The 19,864-nt window shown below is 70.4% G+C and carries 13 protein-coding genes; 7 read left to right on the top strand and 6 right to left on the bottom strand.

What is annotated here, in order from left to right:
• Positions 1 to 83: 83 nt before the first annotated feature.
• Positions 84 to 2,459 carry a (Fe-S)-binding protein gene (locus WMF44_RS02130; RefSeq protein WP_437297454.1) on the top strand — a complete coding sequence of 792 codons (2,376 nt, stop codon included), beginning with the start codon at positions 84 to 86 and terminating at the stop codon, positions 2,457 to 2,459.
• 369 nt (positions 2,460 to 2,828) lie between these two features.
• A complete protein-coding gene (locus WMF44_RS02125; protein WP_437297453.1) occupies positions 2,829 to 2,993 on the top strand; it encodes a hypothetical protein in 165 nt (54 codons plus the stop codon).
• A gap of 69 nt (positions 2,994 to 3,062) precedes the next feature.
• On the opposite strand, the gene WMF44_RS02120 is transcribed toward WMF44_RS02125, so the two are convergent.
• Positions 3,063 to 5,423, bottom strand: coding sequence for an autotransporter assembly complex protein TamA (locus WMF44_RS02120; RefSeq protein ID WP_437297452.1), 2,361 nt, complete (start codon positions 5,421 to 5,423; stop codon positions 3,063 to 3,065).
• Positions 5,424 to 5,695: 272 nt separating this feature from the next.
• Between WMF44_RS02120 and WMF44_RS02115 the strand changes: the two genes are divergently transcribed.
• The 3 genes from WMF44_RS02115 (at position 5,696) to gspC (ending at position 9,322) form a co-directional block, all read left to right on the top strand.
• Positions 5,696 to 6,256, top strand: coding sequence for a ubiquinol-cytochrome c reductase iron-sulfur subunit (locus WMF44_RS02115; protein ID WP_437297451.1), 561 nt, complete (start codon positions 5,696 to 5,698; stop codon positions 6,254 to 6,256).
• Positions 6,253 to 8,046 carry a cytochrome b N-terminal domain-containing protein gene (locus WMF44_RS02110; protein ID WP_437297450.1) on the top strand — a complete coding sequence of 598 codons (1,794 nt, stop codon included), beginning with the start codon at positions 6,253 to 6,255 and terminating at the stop codon, positions 8,044 to 8,046. The genes WMF44_RS02115 and WMF44_RS02110 overlap by 4 nt, the downstream gene beginning before the upstream one ends.
• A 316-nt stretch (positions 8,047 to 8,362) precedes the next feature.
• Entirely contained in the window at positions 8,363 to 9,322 is a 960-nt protein-coding gene (gene gspC / locus WMF44_RS02105; protein WP_437297449.1) for a type II secretion system protein GspC, read from the top strand.
• Between the two features lie 26 nt (positions 9,323 to 9,348).
• Here the strand turns inward: gspC and WMF44_RS02100 are convergent, their stop codons facing one another.
• Positions 9,349 to 10,950 carry a serine/threonine-protein kinase gene (locus WMF44_RS02100; protein ID WP_437297448.1) on the bottom strand — a complete coding sequence of 534 codons (1,602 nt, stop codon included), beginning with the start codon at positions 10,948 to 10,950 and terminating at the stop codon, positions 9,349 to 9,351.
• A 162-nt stretch (positions 10,951 to 11,112) separates the two neighbouring features.
• The gene (locus tag WMF44_RS02095; RefSeq protein ID WP_012232997.1) at positions 11,113 to 11,715 is read right to left on the bottom strand and encodes a hypothetical protein; all 603 of its coding nucleotides are present in this window, start codon (positions 11,713 to 11,715) and stop codon (positions 11,113 to 11,115) included.
• A gap of 538 nt (positions 11,716 to 12,253) precedes the next feature.
• On the opposite strand from WMF44_RS02095, the gene treS reads away from it, so the two are divergent.
• Together treS and WMF44_RS02085 are read left to right on the top strand one after the other, a co-directional pair.
• Entirely contained in the window at positions 12,254 to 15,646 is a 3,393-nt protein-coding gene (gene treS, locus WMF44_RS02090) for a maltose alpha-D-glucosyltransferase (RefSeq protein WP_437297447.1), read from the top strand.
• A 40-nt stretch (positions 15,647 to 15,686) separates the two neighbouring features.
• Positions 15,687 to 16,241 (top strand): hypothetical protein, encoded by a 555-nt coding sequence (locus WMF44_RS02085; protein WP_437297446.1) that lies wholly within the window; start codon positions 15,687 to 15,689, stop codon positions 16,239 to 16,241.
• Between the two features lie 48 nt (positions 16,242 to 16,289).
• On the opposite strand, the gene WMF44_RS02080 is transcribed toward WMF44_RS02085, so the two are convergent.
• From WMF44_RS02080 to WMF44_RS02070, 3 genes are all read right to left on the bottom strand, one after another.
• Positions 16,290 to 17,948 carry a protein kinase domain-containing protein gene (locus tag WMF44_RS02080; protein WP_437297445.1) on the bottom strand — a complete coding sequence of 553 codons (1,659 nt, stop codon included), beginning with the start codon at positions 17,946 to 17,948 and terminating at the stop codon, positions 16,290 to 16,292.
• Positions 17,949 to 18,521: 573 nt separating this feature from the next.
• Positions 18,522 to 19,463 (bottom strand): alpha/beta fold hydrolase, encoded by a 942-nt coding sequence (locus WMF44_RS02075; RefSeq protein WP_437297444.1) that lies wholly within the window; start codon positions 19,461 to 19,463, stop codon positions 18,522 to 18,524.
• A complete protein-coding gene (locus tag WMF44_RS02070; protein WP_157906384.1) occupies positions 19,463 to 19,669 on the bottom strand; it encodes a hypothetical protein in 207 nt (68 codons plus the stop codon). Before WMF44_RS02070 ends, WMF44_RS02075 begins: the two co-directional genes overlap by 1 nt.
• Between the last annotated feature and the right edge of the window lie 195 nt (positions 19,670 to 19,864).

The raw sequence follows: 19,864 nt of genomic DNA, 5'->3' as shown, positions 1-19,864 counted from the left end.
GCGGTTGACGTCCGGCAGCCGCCCACCTTAAAAGATGTGGCCATTTTACACCTGGAGACGCCCCGCGAATGAATCCCACGTGGATGCTCACATTGCTCGTCGGCCTCTTCGCCGCCTTTGCGTGGAGCGCCAACCGGCGTTGGCAGCTCCTCAAGGTCGGGCGCGGGGAAGACCGGCTCGACCGGATCGCCGAGCGCCTCAAAGGCACCTGGGAGTACGCCTTCCGGCAACGGAAGATGGGTTACTACCCGCTCGCCGGGCTGGCGCATAAGCTCATCTTCTTCGGATTCCTGGTTCTCCTGCTCCGGACGCTGATCCTGTGGGGGCGCGGCATCGACCCCTCGTTCGATCTGTGGATCCTGGGGCACGAGCCGGTGCGGCTCCCGGGCATCGGCGCGGTGCCGCTCGGCGGGATCTACGAGTTCGTGAAGGACGTCATGGCCACGCTGGTCGTGATCGGCGCGCTCGTGTTCATCTACTACCGGGCGATCAAGCGCGAGCGGCGCATGACCCTGTCCGGCGAGGGGCTCCTCATCCTCGGCATCATCGTCACGATGATGGTGAGCGACATGCTCTATGACGGCGCCTCGCTCGTGCTCCACCACCGCTGGTCCACGGCGGCGTGCGGCCCCGCGGACGCGGCGCTCTGCGAGCGCGTCGCCACCGTGACGGCCCCGTTCGCGGGCGTCCCCGCGGACCCGGCGGCGCTCCGCTGGCACCTGTTCCCGGCCCCGGCGGGCTCGCTGTTCGCCGTCCTCCTGAGCGGCGTCGGCCCGGGGGCGCTCGTCGTGCTCGCGCACATCGGGTTCTGGACGCACGTCACGCTGGTGCTCGTGTTCCTGAACCTGCTCCCGCACTCGAAGCACTTCCACATCATCACGTCGATCCCGAACGTCTTCACGCGCAACATCGAGCCGCGCGGCCGGCTGCCGCTCGTCGCGGGCAGCGCCGAGGCGATCGGCGAGATGGTCATGAAGGCGGCCGAGGAGCCCGAGAAGGCCGCCCCGGTCGGCATCGCGCGCATCGAGGATTTCACCTGGAAGGCGATCCTCGACTTCTACACGTGCACCGAGTGCGGCCGCTGCAGCGACAACTGCCCGGCCCACAAGACGGGCAAGATCCTGAGCCCCAAGCAGCTCACCCTGGACCTGCGCGATCACCTGTACGGCCGAGAGGGAGAGTTCATCAACAGGCCGGGCGGCCCGCGGGGTGCGGCCGGCGACGGCCACGCGGCCCAGGCGAACGGGCAGGCCACCGACGGGGCGGCGGCGCAGGACGGCCAGGCGGCGGAGACGGCGGAGACGCAGGAGCGCGCGGAGCAGGCGGCCCCGGAGAACCCGGTCCCGGTCCCCGAGGTCGCGTACAAGCCGGTCGACCTCGTGGCGAACGTCGTCCATCCGGACGTGCTCTGGGCCTGCACGACGTGCCGGGCCTGCGAGGAGCAGTGCCCGGTGCTGATCAGCTACGTCGACAAGATCGTCTCCATGCGCCGCCACCTGGTCCTCGTGAAGGGCGAGTTCCCGGCGGAGCTCGGGAATCCGTTCAACGCGATGGAGGTCAACGGCAACCCCTGGAACCTCGCGCGCATCGACCGCGGCAACTGGGCCGAGGGGCTCGAGATCCCGACCATGGCCGACAAGCCGCAGGCCCCCGTGCTCTACTGGGTCGGCTGCGCGGCGAGCTACGACGACCGCGCGAAGAAGATCGCCCGCGCGACCGCCAGGCTCCTGAAAGCCGCCGGCGTCGATTTCGCCATCCTCGGCCAGGAGGAGACCTGCACCGGCGATCCGGCGCGCCGCGCGGGCAACGAGTACCTCTTCGCGATGCTCGCCGAGCAGAACGCCGCGACCCTGAACGGCTACAAGGAGCAGGGCGGCGTCCGGAAGATCGTCACGACCTGCCCCCACTGCTTCAACACGCTCGCGAACGAGTACCCCGACTTCGGCGCGAAGTTCGAGGTCGTGCACCACACCGACTTCCTGCTCGGCCTTGTCGCCGAGAAGAAGCTCGTCCCCAGCAAGCCGGTCGAGGGGAAGGTGGTCTTCCACGACTCCTGCTACCTCGGCCGATACAACGACGTGTACGAGCAGCCGCGCGACATCCTGAAGCGCATCCCCGGGCTAGAGCTCGTCGAGGCCGAGGGGTGGAACCGGCAGAAGGGGCTCTGCTGCGGCGCCGGCGGCGCGCAGATGTGGATGGAGGAGCAGAACAAGGACCGCGTGAACGTCAAGCGGACACTGCAGCTGCTCCAGACGGAGGCGAAGACCATCGCGACCGCCTGCCCGTTCTGCCAGACGATGATCACCGACGGCCTCAAGGATCAGTCCAAGGAGGAGTCGATCCGCCAGCTCGACGTCGTCGAGCTGCTCGAAGAGAGCTGCGCTCTCGACCGCTCGGCCGGCTCCCGCTCGGCCGCCGCCCAGGACGCCGCCGAGACGGCCGCGTCCGCCAGCGCCTGAACCTCCAGATTCCGTTGCCATTGCACGCTGGAGCGGTACGTCATGCAGGCCATGACGCGCCGCTCCAGCGTGTTCGCCTACATCTGCGCCCTGGAGCAGGCCTGATGGTGTTCAGGCACAGCCTTCTCGTGCGTCCCGTCTCGGCCTGAGCTAGATTCGGCCCTGCCGCCGGAGGTGGATGTGATTGAAGGCGCTCTGAAGGGGACCGCGAACCTGGACCCCTGCCCTACGCCGGAGGGGACCGCAAGTGCGGATTACCGGCTCACAGGGACACTGGCCCAACCGATTTGCGTCTCGGTCGACGCGATCGCCGACAACGCGCTGCGCGCGCGTCAAGCAGCCTCAGGCGCAACCGAGCACCGCTGCGACGTGTGCGACAGGGCCATCACGGGGGAGCCCCACGGGCGCGGCCTCTACGTGTGGTCGCGCGGCGACGAGCTCCGGTTCGAGGAGCCTGCGCTCTGCTGCCTCTGCTCGGTCGCCATCGGGGTGACCGCGCTGTCCGCCTGGAACGTGGAAGAAGAAGAGGGCTGATCGCCCGCGGCCTGCCCGAAGGCGCGGGCCGCACCGCCCTCCGGCGCCCGCCGGACGGATCACCCCACGTCAGAACGCCTCGCCGATCGCCAGGTTCACGGCGATGGGCAGCACATCGAACAGCTTGCCCGGCGGCCGCTCGTCCTCGGGCCAGCCTGCGGCTTCTGTCTCGTCGCAGACGCCGAGCACCTGCATGCAGGGGATGCGGTAGCCGACGTCGAAGCGCAGCGGTCCGACCGGCGTGACGTAGCGCAGCCCGAAGCCCGCCGAGAGGTGCAGGCGCTGCGCTCCCGAGCGGAACAGCCGGTGCTCCCGGGTGACATCGCCGGCGTCGGCGAAGATCACCGTACCGAAGCTCTCGCCGAGCGGTATCCGCAGCTCCAGGCTCGTCTCCCACAGCAGACGGCCTCCGATGGGGACCAGCGGCGCGTCCTCCTCGTCGGCGCTGTCGCCGGCCGTCAGGCTCGGCACGCGGGCGTGCGGGCCGACCTCGTTGTACCCGTATCCGCGGTTGCTTGTCGCGCCGCCGCTGAAGAACCCGCGGAACTGCATCAGCTGAAGATCGGCCCCCACGTCTCTCCGGCAACGGTCCCTGTCCACGCCCGCGAGCGCGTCGCACTGGGCAGGATCCACGGAGGCGTCGCCGTAGTCGCCCGTGAACAGCCACCCGGTCATCAGGCGGAAACCCAGCGTCCATCTCCTCGAAACAGGGAAGTAGGCGCGAAACTCGGGCTGAAGGCGGATGTCGCGCGCGGAGTGAAACCGCCTGTCCCGCTCGTCCCGCGCCTTCTCGCCGACCAGGGCCTCCGCGATCGCGGTGTCGAACCCCAGATAGCCGGCCAGCTGCGTGTCCAGCGCGATGTAATAGCCGTGATGGGGGGTGACCCTGTCGGGCTTCCCCGCCTCGTTCAGCCGGCGGTCATAGGACACGAGCGCCTGGAGGTAAGGGATGAAGAGGGTCCCGAACCCGGAGGGCAGCCGCGCCGAATTGTAGGTGAACGGGCTGTTCAGCTGGACGTTGTAGAGGAGGGCCGCGTTCAGGTCCGATTTCAGGAAGGGCCGCTCGATGCCGATGGAACCGACGTACTCGCGGTAGCCGACGATCGCGTGCTCCGGAGCCTCCTGGCCAGCGTCTGGTGCAGCTCCTGACTCCCCCTCGGCGCCCCCCTTGTCCGGCTTGGTGCAGAACTCACCTGTCTGGGGGCAGTAGAGCTTGAACGAGCCGCGCAGCACCGCGGCCGTGCGCCGCTCGATCGCCCCGGGCTGGCGGAGCTCGGACCGGAGCTGGATCTCCGGCAAGAGGCGGAACGTGTCCCCGAGCTCCTTGCCGAGCAGGTTCGAGAACTCCACCGGATAGAAGACGAGCCCCGGCCGGGCCTCGATGCTGAAGCGGCGCAGCCCCCCGAGGAAGTTGCGATCTTCCCACCCGGCGACGAGGTGCGCCTCGACGCGCGAGCCGACCTCGGCGCCTCCGCCGAGCTTCACGGCGCGCAGCGCGGACGGCTGCACGGAGAAGGTCACAGGGACGACCGGGTTCCTGGGCTGTCCGGGCGGCGCGAGCTCGGGCTTCACGGCGACGGAGCCGAACACGCCGAAGTCGGCGAGCGCCTGCTCTGCGTCCGCCAGATCCGCGGTCGAGAAGCGCTCGCCCTCCTCGATGCCGATCGCCGTCCTGACGGGCCCCTCGGGCAGCTCGCCGAGCCCCTCGAGCTTGACCTTGCCGAACCTGCACTCGGGGCCGAGCTCGATCGTGTAGCGGACCCGCGCCTCGTTCTTCACGAGGTCGACGTCGACGTGCCCCTCCACGTTCGCGTAGGCGAAGCCGCGATCGGTGAGGACCCGGAGCAGGTTCTTCTTGAGCTCCTCGTACCGGGCCTCGTCCAGGCGCTCGCCGACCTTGAGCTCGTCCTTCGCCTCGGTCACCGGCCGGCCGATGTCCCTGCCCTTCTCCAGGGTCCAGTCCCGCCACGCGAGATCCACCGACGCGATCTTCACCGGCGCGCCCTCGGAGACGACGATGCGCACCCGCACGCGCCCCTCCTTGCCGGGGCCGCCGAAGCGCTGCACCCGCGCCGCCCGCACCCGCGCCCCGTAGAACCCGCGCGCGCGGTAGTACCGCTCGATGCGGGCCAGGTCCCGCTCGAGGACGAACCGGTCGAAGCGCTCGTACTCGACCGTGAGCGCGTCCCAGACGCTCAGGATCGGCACGGGCTCGAGCGCGCCGCCGAGGAGGCGCGAGCTCTCGGCCGTCGCGATCCGCGCGGCGAGCTCGTCGCCGCTGATGACGTCGTCGCCCTCGAACGAGACGTCCTCGATGGCGCACCCGCTGAGGTCGGGACGCGTACACACCGGCGGTTGACGCGTGGCGGCACACGCGGAGGACCCGAGCACGGCGAACATCACGAGCGCTGCGGCGACGGGACGAGGCATCGGGACCTGGACAACGGAAGGAGAACTTTCGGCTGTGCCGGCCGAAGCGCAATCGCCCCGATGTGCGCGATGGCGAGGATTCAACGTCACGCCTGTGTTTTCGATATGCTGCGTCCGCTTCGGCCGCCGGGGGCCCCGCTCCAGTCTGGGCGGCCTTCGGAGAGCGGCGCGAGCGAGGGAGAGCCTACGAGATGGCAGAGCCGACGCAAAAGGAACCTGGTGCCGGTGGGTACCTCGGACATGGATTGGCGCACGAACCTGGGCCTCACGGGGTGCCCGCGAGCGCCGGCGCGCCGTCCGCGGGCCCGGCCCCCGAGGAGCGGCGTGGCGCCCTGAAGGCGCTCGTGGCGATCGGCGGTCTGGCCTGCGCCGGCGCGATCGCCGTGCCGGCGGCGAGCTTCATCGCGGCGCCCGCCGCGGGCAGCGCCGGCGCCGCGGGCGGGCGCGAGCGCTGGGTCCGGGTCGGGCGCCTCGCGGACCTCCCGCCGGGCGAGCCGCGGCGGCTCAAGGTGATCGGCGAGGAGCGCGACGCCTTCACGGTCGCGAAGGACCAGATGCTCGGCGCCATCTGGGTCATCCGGGAGGGCGAGAAGATCCGCGCGATGAGCGCCACGTGCCCCCACCTCGGCTGCGGGATCGAGCTCAACGACGACAAGAAGAGCTTCAACTGCCCGTGCCACGCGTCGCGCTTCGGCCTGTCGGGTGTGCCTGAGACGGGGCCGTCCCCGCGCCCCATGGATCCGCTCGCGACGCGGGTCGTCGATGGATGGCTCGAGGTGGATTTCCGGCGCTACCGTGACGGGGTCGCCGAGCTCCAGGAGATCGCAGGATGAGCCTCGGCGACTGGCTGAACGAGCGCATAGGGCACCGCGAGCCGCTGCGCCGGTTCCTCGACGCGCCGATCCCCGGCGGCGCGCGCATCGGTTACGTGTGGGGAGGCGCGCTCGCGCTGCTGCTGCTCGTCGAGGTCGTCACGGGCGCGCTGCTCATGTCGGCGTACGCCCCGAGCGCGACAACGGCGTGGGCGAGCGTCGCGCACATCAACTTCACCCTGCGCGCCGGGTGGCTCATCCGAGGCCTCCACTACTTCGGAGCGCAGGCGCTCGTCATCTTGATCGCGATCCACGTGGCGCGGATCGCGCTCCACGGGGCGTACCGCGCGCCGCGCGAGATCGGCTGGTTCTTGACCCTCGGCCTGCTCGGCGTGATCCTCGGCTTCACCTTCACGGGCAACCCGCTCCCGTGGGACCAGGACGGCTACTGGGGCGCGCGCGTCGAGACCGGCATCATGGGCTCGGTCCCCGTGGTCGGGTCGTTCACGCAGCAGCTCGTCGTCGGCGGGAGCTCGCTCGGCCACCTGACGCTGACGCGGCTCTACGGCCTGCACGTCTTCGTGCTGCCGGCGGTCATGGCCTTGCTGCTCGCCGCGAGCTTCGCGCAGTTCCGCAGGCACGGCTTCGGCACGCCGCACGGCGCCGACCTCGGCAAGGCGGATCGGTTCTTCCCGAAGCAGCTCGGCCTGATCCTGCTGGCCGTGGCGCTCGTGCTGGTCGTCGTGTTCGATCTCGCGGCCATGGAGCACGGCGCCCCGCTCGAGGCGCCGGCGGATCCCGTCAGCGACTACAACGCCCGCCCCGCCTGGTACTTCCGCCCGCTCTTCGAGCTGCGCAAGTACTTCCCCGGCTCGTTGGAGCTCATCGCGACCGTCGGCCTGCCGGGGGTGGTCGGGCTGTACCTTGCGCTGCTGCCGTTCATCGACAGGAAGCCCGGCCCGCTCCGGGCGCGGCTGCCGGCGCTCGCGCCGCTGTTCCTGATCGGCCTCGGGGCCGTCGGCCTGCTGGCGACGTCGTTCGTGAAGGACGCGAAGGACGAGGGCTTCCAGCGCTCGGAGGCGCAGAGCGCCGCGCGGACGGCGCGCGCGGTGGCGCTGTTCAAGCAAGGCGTCCCGCCCGAGGGGGCGCTCGCGATGCTCCGGAACGACCCGGAGACGCGCGGCGAGGACCTCTACAAGAAGGAGTGCGCGAGCTGCCACCGGCTCAACGATCTCGGGCCGCCCAAGGACAAGCAGACGGCGCCGGACCTCACCGGGTTCGGGACGAAGGCCTGGGCGCTCGAGGTGCTGAGGGATCCCGACGCCGACCACCTCTTCGGCAAGACGGCGTTCAAGGAGATGATGCCGTCGGCGGTGAAGCCGCCCGCGGATCCCGAGGCGGCGAAGGTGTTCACGCCGATGAGCGAGGCCGACCAGGAGACGATCGCCGCGTTCCTCGAGGGGCAGGCGCGCGGGGAGCCCGGCGCCGGGACGCCCGGCGAGAAGATGGTCCGGCAGCGGTGCACGAGCTGCCACCGGCTCGACGGCAAGACCGACGACGAGGAGTCGGCCGCCCCCGAGCTCCGCGGCTGGGCCTCGGTCGCGTGGATCGAGGCGCAGATCACGAACCCCGGCAGCGGCAAGGCCTACCCGCCGGCCGCGATGGCGAAGGACCTGGAAGGCCACATGCCGGCGTTCGAGGAGAAGCTCTCCGCGAACGACCGGAAGGTCCTCGCCGCCTGGGTGTACCGCCGCGGCCGCGGTGAGCCCGGGGCGACGGCCGCCGCCAAGGCGCCCGACAAGAAGCCCTGAGCGAGCCGCCCGCCGGCGCTCGCTGCCCCGCCCTTTCCTCCTCTCGATCCCCTTCTCGATGAGCGCCGCCGCGGCGCGCGCGCGGCTCGTGGACGCCCGCGCGGCCCGTGGACGCGCGCCGATCCGTTCGGGTCAAGGCGCGCTCTGACAGGCGCTCGCGCGGGCGCGCCGGCGCGACGGGCCGGCACGCGCGGTGCTGCGCGTCCCGGGAGGGAGGGTCGGTGGCGACATTGTGCACGGTCGCCTCCACGCCGGCGTGCGCGTGGCGCTCGCCTCGATCGCAGGCAGCGGTCGTGCCCCAGAAAGAGCAGGACCCGTGGACCTGGATGCGGCTGTGAAGCACCACTTCCTGTGGATCGCGGGCACGATGATCGCGTCCGCCGCCTACTTTCAGGCGTCGGGGGTGTCTCACTTGATCGGGAGGACGATCATCCCGGACAGAGCCACGAGGCTCTCTTCCTTGCCCCCGGCGCCCCACCGCGCGCCGCGCGACGGCCTCCACGCGACGAGCGCTGAAGCGATCCTCCAGCGCAACCCGTTCGACTCGGCGACGGGGCCGCTCCTCCCGCCCCCGGGCGGCGCGCCCGAGGAGCGCGCGCCCGCGGCGCACGGCGATCCGTGGAGCGATCCGACCTGCGACGCCGGACGCGTGGTGCTGATCGCGGCGTCGCAGGACGCCGCGTGGTCGTTCGCGGCCATCGAGGGCCCCGACGGGCAGACGCAGCTCCGCCGGCTCGGCGGCGACGCGGCGGGGGGCACGCTCACGCGCATCGCGTGGGACCGCGTCTGGATCACCGCGGGCGGCGCCCGCTGCCAGATGCAGCTCGGGAAGGCCGGGAAGAGCGCGCGCGAGGAGGCGCCCGCGCCGCAGCCCCGGCCTCAGGCGAGGCCGGTCGGGAGCGACAACAGCCTGAACTCGATCCCGCCGGAGATCGCCGCCCGCATCCGGCGGGTGAGCGCCACGGAGTTCAACGTCGACCGCGCGGCGGTCGATCAGATCCTCGAGCAGCAGGCGCTCCTCATGCGCTCCGCCCGGGTGACCCCGGAGCGACGAGGAGACCAGGTCGTCGGGCTGAAGCTCAGGATCAGGCGAGGCTCGCTGCTGGAGACGCTCGGGCTGGAGAGCGGAGACACCCTGAGGTCGATCAACGGCTTCGACGTCACCGATCCCCAGAAGGCGCTGGAGGCGTACGCGCGGCTCCGGACCGCGGACCGCCTGTCCGTCGCGATCGAGCGCGGCGGACAGCTGATGACGGTCGACTTCAACATCCGCTGAGGACCCGGGCCGGGCGCGCGCGGAGCTCAGCCGAAGGCGTCGACGGTCGCCCTGGCCGCCTGGCCCGAGAGCGACGGCGGCGCGATCGCCTCCCACCACGCCGCCGCGTGCTGCTCGGTCCAGTCGGCGTCCATGCGGAGCGCGGCGAGCCGCTCGGACAGCTCGCGCGCCGACTGCGGCCGCCGCGCGGGGTCCTTCTCGAGGCAGTCGAGCACGATGCGGTCGAGCGCGGGCGGGATCGCGCGCGCCGCGCGCTTCGAAGGCGCGACGGGCGCCTCCGTCGCGTGGAGCAACATCGTCTTCATCGCCGTCTCGGCGTCGAACACGAGGGCGCCGGTGAGCAGCCAGTAGGCGACGCACCCGAGCGCGTAGATGTCGGTCCGGCCGTCGATCGGGCGGTCGCCCAGCACCACCTCCGGGGCCATGAACGCGGGCGTGCCGGTGATCGCGTTGTCCGCCGTCAGCTTGGAGGGATCCGCGTCTTTCCTGCGCTGGGCCACGAGGCCGAAGTCGAGCACCTTCAAGAAGTCGAGATCTGCGCCGTAGCGGCACAGGAAGAGGTTGGCGGGCTTGATGTCGCGGTGCACGAAGAGGGCCTTGTGCGCCTCGTGGAGCGAGTGGCAGGCCTGCCGGAGCAGGTGGACCACGCGCGCGGGCGGCTGCGGGCCGTCCAGCTTGACGAGGGTCTCGAGGTCCATGCCGTCGAGCAGCTCCATCACGTAGTAGAACGACCCGTCGCGGGCGACGCCGAAGTCGAAGATGCCGATCGTGTGCGGCGATCGGAGCGCGGCGGTCGCCTGCGCCTCGCGCTCGAACCGCGCCTTCGCGTTGCCGTTGCTCGATGGCTCGCCCTGGAACGCCTCGGGCCGGATCAGCTTCACGGCCGCGGGGCGGGCGAGCATCCGGTGCTTCGCCCGCCACACCTCGCCCATGCCGCCGCCGCCGAGCCGCTCGACGAGCCGGTAGCTGCCGAGCTCCCGCGCCGCGTCGAGCTTGCGCCCGAGCCCGAAGACGACGCGCGACACGAGGACGGAGAGCGCGAGCGCGATGACGCTCGGGAAGAAGCGGCGGAGCATCGCCTCGCCCGAGGGCGGCTCCATGAAGCCCGAGCGGACGAGCACCCAGAGGCAGGCCGGATCGGTGAGGATCGCCAGCGTCGAGGTGAACAGCGTGCGCACGCTCGGGGCGGGGACGATGATGGGAAACATGAGCACCCAGACGGCCACCGGCGGCCATCCCGGCAACACCGGCCCCTCCGGCCACGGCTGCGCGTTGGAGATGACCGAGAGCAGCGCGGCGCCCAGGATCTTGTAGGCGAACGAGAGATCGACGATCCGCGGCGGCGACAGGAGCCCCTTCCGCGCGATGACGAAGAGCGCGGCCGAGACCAGCATGAACGGCAGGAAGACCGCGACGCGGATCGGGGAAGGGCCGAGCTCGAGGCCCGGGATGAGCTCCGACACGACGAAGCCGAGGGCGCCCGCGACGATCGTGCAGAGCGCCATCCACGCGACGCGCCTCGTCGCCTCCTGCTCGAGGTCCGGGGGGAGGCGCGGCGACAGCCACTCCCAGCGCTGCCTCGCGCAGGTCTTGCTGGCGTCGGGGCCGAGGAAGACGGTCTCGCTCATCGAGTCGCGCGCGCGACCCACGGCCGCGTCGGTCTGCTCTAGGGGAGGAGGAAGGCGGCGGGAATAGAAGAGTCGCGCGAGGCGCGCGCCTCTCGGCACGCGCACGGCCGGGCGTCTTCGCGTGCGGGCGGACTCGACTCGGCCAACCCGCGCGAGGGAGCGTTACTTGATGAAGACCTGCGCGGCCGCGATCCCCGCGCCCTTCGTCGCCTTGAGGATCACCTTGCCCGGACCGCCGATCGGCAGGGGGTTCTTCCAGCAGCCGGAGGCCTTGCCGCCGAGCGTCGCCGCGGCGCCGGTGGTGCTGTCCTGCGCGAGCACGACGGGCGGCAGCGCGGGCGCGGGCTGCGAGACGAGCTGGATGTCGAGCTCCTGGACCCCGAGGCCGATGCCGACGACCGTGTAGCACTTGCCGGGCGAGATGTTGATCTGCTGCTCGAGCGCCTGGCCCTCCTGGAACTGCCCCGCGAACGGCCCGCCGTCCGGCTTCATCCCCGGGGCCTCCGTCGTGCCCATCCCCTGCAGGATCGGCGTCGCGGCCACCGCGGCGACCGGCGGGATCGGCGTGGCGGCGGAGCCCGCGGGCGCGGCGGTGGTGGTGGGCGTGGGCACCGCCGTCGCCGGCGTGGTCGGCACGGCGGAGGCGCACCACTGGCCCGGAGGGCACGGGTTGTTCGGGTCGATCGTCGGCTCGGGGGTCGACGAGCACGCGAGCGCTCCGAGCGCGGCGAGGGAGAGCGGGAGTACGTGGAAGACACGCATCATGAGAATGCTCCTTCGATGGGCATGAGCTCGCCCGATCGCAGAACGAGTGCCAGCGCTTCTTACACCGGCTGCGGTTCGACGTGTGGGCCGAGCTCACGGAGCAGCGATCTCTACAGCGCGCGGGGTGCAACCCGAGCGCAACGGGCGCAACGGGCGCAACGGGCGCAACGGGCGCAACGGGCGCAACGGGCGCAAACGGATGCGAGCGGATGCAACCGGACGCAAGCGGACGCAAGCCGAACGCAAGCCGAACGCAAGCCGAACGCAACCGCGCCGCTTTGCGCCCCGCGCGTGGCGTGCTACCGAAGTCGGGCACGCGTGGTCTTGCAATCCCGAGTAGCTAAACTATACACGTGATCCGCGTCATCTGCGTGGGGACGGCAGTGCGCGCCCAGTGGCGGACTCCGCAGCGTGCCTTGCCTCCTGGCCACCTCTGGCCCGGGCGGCGTGCTCACGCCGCACAGGGCCCGAGCCGCTGCATCCTGTGCGCCCGGCGTCGTCGCGCGGACAACGCGCATCGCCGGAGCAGCCAGCAGCCATGAGCCAGGATCAAAAGCCCCCTCCCGCCGAAGGCAGCGCCCTCTGGTACAAGGACGCCATCATCTACGAGGTCCATGTCCGCGCGTTCAGCGACTCGAACGCGGACGGCATCGGCGACTTCGAGGGGCTCGTCGACAAGCTCGATTACCTCCAAGATCTCGGCGTCACCGCGATCTGGCTCCTGCCCTTCTACCCCTCGCCGCTGCGCGACGGCGGATACGACATCGCGGACTACGCCAACATCAACCCGTCTTACGGGACCCGGCGCGAGTTCGCCCGCCTCCTGCGCGAGGCGCACCGCCGCGACATCCGGGTCATCACCGAGCTCGTCCTGAACCACACCTCGAACGAGCATGAGTGGTTCCAGCGGGCGCGGACCTCGCCCAAGGGCTCGCGCTGGCGCGATTTCTACGTGTGGAGCGACACGCCGCACCGCTACAAGGACGCCCGGATCATCTTCAAGGACTTCGAGACATCGAACTGGGCCTGGGATCCGGTCGCCAACGCCTATTACTGGCACCGCTTCTACTCCCACCAGCCCGACCTCAACTTCGAGAACCCGGACGTCCACGCCGCCGTCTTCAAGGTGGTCGATTTCTGGCTGGAGATGGGCGTCGACGGGCTCCGGCTCGACGCCGTGCCGTACCTCTACGAGCGCGAGGGGACGAACTGCGAGAACCTGCCGGAGACGCACGAGTTCTTGCGGAAGCTCCGGCGCCACATCGACGCGAATTTCGCCGATCGCATGCTCCTCGCGGAGGCCAACCAGTGGCCCGCCGACGCCGCGGCGTACTTCGGGAGCGGCGACGAGTGCCACATGAACTTCCACTTCCCGCTCATGCCCAGGATGTTCATGGCGGTCGAGCTCGAGGACAGCTTCCCGATCGTCAACATCCTGAAGCAGACGCCCGTTGTCCACGAGACCTGTCAGTGGGCGACGTTCCTCCGGAACCACGACGAGCTGACGCTCGAGATGGTGACCGACGAGGACCGGGACTACATGTACCGCGTCTACGCGCAGGAGCACACCGCGCGCATCAACCTGGGCATCCGCCGGCGGCTCGCCCCGCTCATGAAGACGCGGCGCAGGATCGAGCTGATGAACGCGCTGCTCTTCTCGCTGCCGGGGACCCCCGTCCTTTACTACGGCGACGAGATCGGGATGGGCGACAACATCTATCTCGGCGATCGCGACGGGGTGCGCACGCCGATGCAGTGGAGCGCCGATAGGAACGCCGGGTTCTCCAGGGCGAACCCGCAGAAGCTCTATCTGCCGATCATCATCGACCCCGAGTACCACTACGAGGCGATCAACGTCGAGGCGCAGCAGCAGAACCCGGCTTCGCTCCTCTGGTGGATGAAGCGGCTCATCACCCTGCGCAAGCAGAACAAGGTGCTCGGCCGCGGGACGATCGAGTTTTTGCACCCGGACAACAGCAAGGTGCTCGCGTTCATCCGCGCGCACGCGGACGAGCGGCTGCTCATCGTCGCGAACCTCTCTCGGTACGCGCAGCACGTCGAGCTCGATCTCGCGCGCTTCGAGGGCATGGTGCCTGTCGAGCTGTTCGGCAGGAGCCGCTTCCCGGAGATCACGAGCCGCGGTTACTCCCTGTCGCTCGGTCCGCACGACTTCTTCTGGTTCGCGCTGGAGCCGGCGACGCCGGCGACCTCCGCGGGCGACGCCGAGGCGGCGCCCGCGATCGCGACGAAGGGCTCGTGGCGGGCGCTCCTCTCCCCGGAGGGGCGCAGGGTGCTCGAGCCGGCGCTCGGGAAGTTCATCGCGGCGCGGCGCTGGTTCCGCGGCAAGGCGCGCACGCGGCGCGCCACGACCCTCGCGGACGTCATCCCGATCCTGCGCGGCGAGCAGACCGCGGCGGAGCACTACCTCCTGCTCGCGCGCGTCGAGTACACGGACGGCTCGCCGGAGACGTATGTCGTGCCGATCGGCTTCGCCACGGGCGAGCACGCGCGGACGCTCGCGACGCGCGCGCGCCACGCGGTGATCGCGGACGTCACGATCCGCGATCCCGAGCCGGAGAGCGCGGCGGCGCCGGAGGGCGTCCTCTACGACGCGCTGGCGACCCCGGAGTTCGCCGCGCTCGTCCTCGCCGCGATCCGGGCGCAGGGGGTCGCGACGGGCTCCTTCGGCGAGCTCCACGCGCTGCCGCTCGGGACGACGCTCGAGACGCTCGGCGCCGAGGGAGAGCTCCCGGCGCGCATCTCCGAGACCGAGCAGAGCAACACGACCATCATCTACGGCGACAAGCTCCTCCTCAAGATCTTCCGGCAGGTCGAGGAGGGCATCAACCCGGAGCTCGAGATCGGCCGGTACCTGACGGAGCACCAGTTCCCTTCCACGGCGCGGCTCGCCGGGGCGATCGAGTACCAGGCCCGCGGCCGCGAGGCGACCACGGTGGCGATGCTCCAGGAGTACGTGCAGAGCCAGAGCGACGCGTGGACGAGCACGCTCGAGGCGCTGAACCGCTTCTTCGAGCGGGTGCTCGCCGACGAGACGGCGAAGGGGGGCGCGCCGCCGGTGCCGGCCGGCACGCTGGTCGACGCGTCGCGCGCGACGCCGCCGCCGCTCGTGAACCAGCTGATGGGCACCGAGCTCGTGAGGATGCGGCTGCTCGGCGAGCGCACAGCGCAGCTCCACCTCACGCTCGGCAAGCACAGCAAGGACCCCGCGTTCGGGCAGCAGTCGTTCTCGACGCTGCACCAGCAGTCGATCTTCCAGTCGGCGCACGGCATGCTCGCGCGCACCTTCGCGCTGCTGAGGAAGCGCGAGCGCTCGCTCCCCGAGAGCGTGCGGGAGCAGGTGTCGGCGATGCTGCCGCGCGAGGCCGAGATCAACGCGAAGCTCCAGCAGATCGTGTCGAGGAAGTTCGACATCCCCCGCATCCGGACGCACGGCGACTTCCACCTCGGCCAGGTGCTCTCGACGGGCGACGACTTCATCCTGATCGATTTCGAGGGGGAGCCGGCGAGGCCGCTGAGCGAGCGCCGCTACAAGCGCGGCCCGCTCCGGGACGTGGGCGGGATGCTGCGCTCGTTCGACTACGCCGGCGCCTCGGCGCTCCGGGACGCTCGCCTCCGGCCGGAGGACGTCGCCGTCCTCAAGCCGTGGACCGACGCCTGGGTGACGTGGATCTCCGCGAGCTACCTCGCGGGATACATGGAGACGGTCACGCGCGCTCAGGCGACCGCAGAGCCGCGGACCGACGAGACGGCGCCGTACGTGCCCGCGAGCGACGCGGACACGGTGCTCCTCATCGACTTCTACATGCTCGAGAAGTGCATTTACGAGGTCGGCTACGAGCTCAACAACCGGCCTGACTGGCTGGACATCCCGCTGCGCGGGCTGGAGCGTCTGATCACGCCCAGAGGATAGGAGCGCTGGTGGCGCGATGATCCGGCTGGAGCTCGCGGGCATGCATACGCGGTTGCACTCGACGTTGTGCGGCTCGTGCCCGCAGGGCCCGACGGGCTGCTGCGCCAGCCCGCCTGGTGTCGAGTGGTCGGACATCGGGCGGATCGTCTCGCTCGGCGGCGCTGGCTGGCTGCTCGATCAGATGGCCGCGGGCACCCTGCGCCCGGGCCAGCGCGGCCTGCTCATCCAGCGGGTCGAGCCCCAGGGCAGCGATGGTGGAGCGCTCCCCAAGAGGTGCGCTTTCCACGGTCATGAGGGCTGCACCATCCCCCCCGAGCGGCGCGCGGCGACGTGCAACTACTATGTTTGCGATGACGCCTTCGCGCACGGGGGCGAGCCTCGCGGGGCCCCTGAAGCGCTGGCCGGCCGCAAGGCGCATGACGCGCTCGTGGATCTCTACGGGAGCTGGGATCTCGAGCTCGCCGCCCGCATACGCGAGCGCTGGCCCGACGGCCCTCCGTGGAACCTCGATTTCCTCGACTGGCTCGGTCGAGAAGTCCGCCGCCTCGCCGCCAAGGCAGGTTCCTCCATGCGTGTCCTCCGGGCCGGCCCCTGAAGTATCCCCTCGAATTTGTCAGGGGAATTCAAAGGGAGACGGGGAGATCTAATTGGAGGGTATCGTGCTGATGTCCTGACGCCGGAGCGCGACGGTGCGCTCTACGACGTCCGACGCGGAGAGCTGCAGGAAGATCGACACGTCGACCCAACCGGCCCTGGACACCACGACGACCTGCATCCCTTGAGGCAGCTCGACGCTGAGGGGCGTCTTGCCGAGCATGGTCCCGTTCCAGCTCACGTTCGCGTCCGCGGGCTCGCTCTTGATGGTGACCTTGGCCTTCATCAGGCCCGGATCGAGCGCCGTCGCAGCCGTGGACACGGCAGCAGGCTGCTCCGACGCGACGGGCTCCACCGAGCGCCCGCGGAACATCACGAAAGCCCCCGCGGCGAGCAGCGCGACCACCCCGAGCACAGAGGCGAGATACCCACGCTGCCGCCAGGACGAGACGCGCCCCACCGTCGCGCCCAGGCTGCCGGGATCGACGGCCGGGGGCTCGTGATGATGGTGGGCGGGGAGGCTGTGGCTGTGATCGCTGAGGAGGGGTAGACCGGCCGCGGTCGCCGAGGGCCACATCGAGCGGTTCATCCCCATGACCATCGAGGCGCGGGGGAACTCTCCGACCATCGAGGCGCGGGGGAACTCTCCGACCATCGAGGCGCGCTGGATGTCGCCCGCGACGTCCAGCGAGCTCAGGTACTCGAACTGCGCGGTGACCTGCTGGCGCACGAGCGCCCGGCTCTCCGCGAACATCTCGAGCACGTGCGCGCCGAGCTGCTCCGTGCGGACGTCCTCACCCGAGCCCCGCAGATAACCCTCCAGCGCGTCGCCCATCTCCTGCGCGGAGGCGAACCGTCGATCGGGATCCCGCTGGAGGGCCCTCGCCACGATCTCGTCGAGCGCCGGATCGATGTCCGGCACGACGGTGGAGAGCCGCGGGATGTCCCGCGTGAGCAGCTGGTGCATCACGGCGACGTGGTCGCCATCGAACAGCCGCCGCATCGCCAGGAGCTCCCAGAGCACGATGCCGATGGCGAAGATATCGGCCCGCCGATCGACGTCGCCGCTCGCCATCGCCTGCTCGGGCGCGGCGTAGGCCATCTTGCCCTTGAAGGTTCCGCTCTCCGTGTGCGCCGCGTTGAGGGCCGCCTTCGCGACGCCGAAATCGACGATCTTCACAGCTCCGTCGTACGTGACGAAGATGTTGTGGGGCGAGACGTCGCGGTGCACGATGCCGAGCAGACCGCCATCGAAGTCCGCGAGCTCATGCGCGTAGTGCAACCCGCGCAGCGCCTCGGCGATGACCCTGACCCACGCCCCCCGCGTGAAGCTCGCGGCGCCAGGACAGCCGCTCACCACCGCCCTCACGACGTCCTTGAGCGGCTGGCCCTCGAGGTACTCCATCACGATGAAGTACCCGCCGCTCTCGCCCCCGATCTCGTACGTCTGAACGACGTTGGGGTGATTGAGCCGGGCCGAGAGCTTGGCCTCGTCCAGGAACATCAGGACGTAGCGCGGGTCATCCGCCATCCCGACGCGGAGACACTTCACAACAACGAGCTTGTTGAACGACCCGGGCCCGCGGGAGACGGCCAGAAACACATCGGCCATCCCACCACGACCCAATTTTGCAATCAGGCGGTATCGACCAAGCAAGCTGTTGCTCGCTTGCTGGGTCGAAGAGATGGTTTGGCCGCCTGAATTCACGACATCCCCCGCTATAAGAGCTTAATTAGCCCGTTGACCTGGAGTTTGCAAAGACTTTTACGCCTGGAAACAATCCGCGCCCCCTGTAGACGCGTGCCGCGTTGCTCCATCGCCTGACCAGCCATCATGGTGTCCTGGCGCAGCGCTCCATCGCCGGATTGCTGCACAAGGACACCCCTCCCGGGTCGCAGATGTCATGGTCCTAACGAAATGGCCCCCGATCGAACCGGCACGCACGTGACCACACACACCGGGTGCTCCTGTCGGCACACCCGGTGTTCCGCCACCGCTCCATTGTACACCAGGTGCTCCAGGAGCGGTGAAACTGGATGCGTGTCGCAGGTCGATCCTCGAGACCCTGCTCGGGTCGCACGAAACCAGCGGAGCACAGGCCCGCTGGCACGAGAAGGGGCCAGTCAGTAATGGCGCATACATGTTCGGCGTCGAGGGCGGCGGCTCCTGGGCGGACCGGACGACCTCGGCCCTGCGGAGCCCGGGGGCTCCGCAGGAAATCGACGTCCGCCCTGCGCGGAGCTCTCTACCAGGCTGTCCTGGTCGTTCTGTGGAAGAGAGCTACCAAGGGTCCTGCGCCCAGAACCTGCGCACGACATCGAGCGTGGCGTCGAGCTGCTCGAAGTGCGGGAGACCCAGCGTGGGCGCGACGCGGGCGGCCTCCACGCGGGCGTTCTGCTGCGTGAGCTCGGCGAGGCGGTCGAAGCGCGAATACGGGTCACGGTCGTGGAGGATCAGCGTGGCGACGGGCAGGCGCGCATAGAGGCGCTGGAGAGCGTCGTTCGTGAACAGGGCACCGGCGATGAACGCGAGGGGGGCCCGGTGAGCCAAAGGCTCCTTCGACGCGCGGATGGCATAGTCGACGAGGCCTGGATCCGGCGCGCCGACGAAGCTCTTCTTCAGGAACCAGCGAATGCTGGGCGGCGCGGCCAGCACGCGAAAGAGCGCCTCCGCGGCGTAGGGGACGCGCGAGACGGCCCGGAGGAGGGCGCTCGCGCCGGGAGGCTCACGGCCGAGCCCCGTCGGGGAGATGAGCACGAGGCTGTGAACGATGCTCGTCTCCTCGCAGGCGACGGCGGCGGCGAACTCCGAGGAGAGGGAGAGCGCGATGACGTCGGCGCCGCCCGGCGCGCGGACCACGTCCGTGAGGAAGCGACGCAGCGCGGCGCGGTAGAGCTCGCGATCGTACACGCGGTCCGCTCGCTCCGAGAGGCCGAAGCCGGGAAGATCGAGCGCGTAGACCGGCCGCTCGCCGCGGAGCGCATCGAACAGGGGCGCCATCTCCCTGGACGAGGCGGCCGCGTCGACCCCGTGCACGAGCACCACGGGGCGCCCCGCAGCGCGGGCGTCCACGTAATAGGCGAGGCGCCCCGCGCTCCACGTGTCGACGTGCCGCACCTCCGCGTCGAGCGCAGGGGCGAGGGGCGCGCGCTCCGCGGGGCGGAGCGCGCCCGGCACGAGCCGATCGACGAGCCCATCGAGGCTCATCGCGCGTGCGCTCATCACGTCTCCCCCGGCGGCAGCATCCCCTCGTTGTCCGCGCGCTCGAGGTCGGCGATGCTCGGATTCCTCGGCGCCGGACGCGACTTGACGCCGCCGTCGCCGGGCCTCGCCTCCTGGCCCGCGTCGCTGCGCTTCTCGCGCTCTCGACGCTCTGCTTGACCGGCGATCTCCTGCGCTGCGCGCACCAGCCGGTCCAAACGATCCACCTCCAGCTGATGGCGAGATCCATCGGGACCACCGTGCCGATCCTCGAAACGGTGGTGCCCAGCGTCAGCGCGGCCATGAGACACCGTGCGATCAGGTCGAACTGTCATGCTCAGCTCCTTCCGCACGAGGTCAAAGCACGGACCGTGCCCCCGCGGGCCGCGGCCCCAGCAGCGCTCGTCGAGCCGATACCGGGC

The sequence above is a fragment of the Sorangium sp. So ce426 genome (assembly GCF_051475585.1).
Lineage (GTDB): Bacteria > Myxococcota_A > Polyangia > Polyangiales > Polyangiaceae > Sorangium > Sorangium cellulosum_B.
The sequence above is the reverse complement of the archived record's forward strand: the minus strand, read 5'-3'. Positions and strand labels throughout refer to the sequence as shown.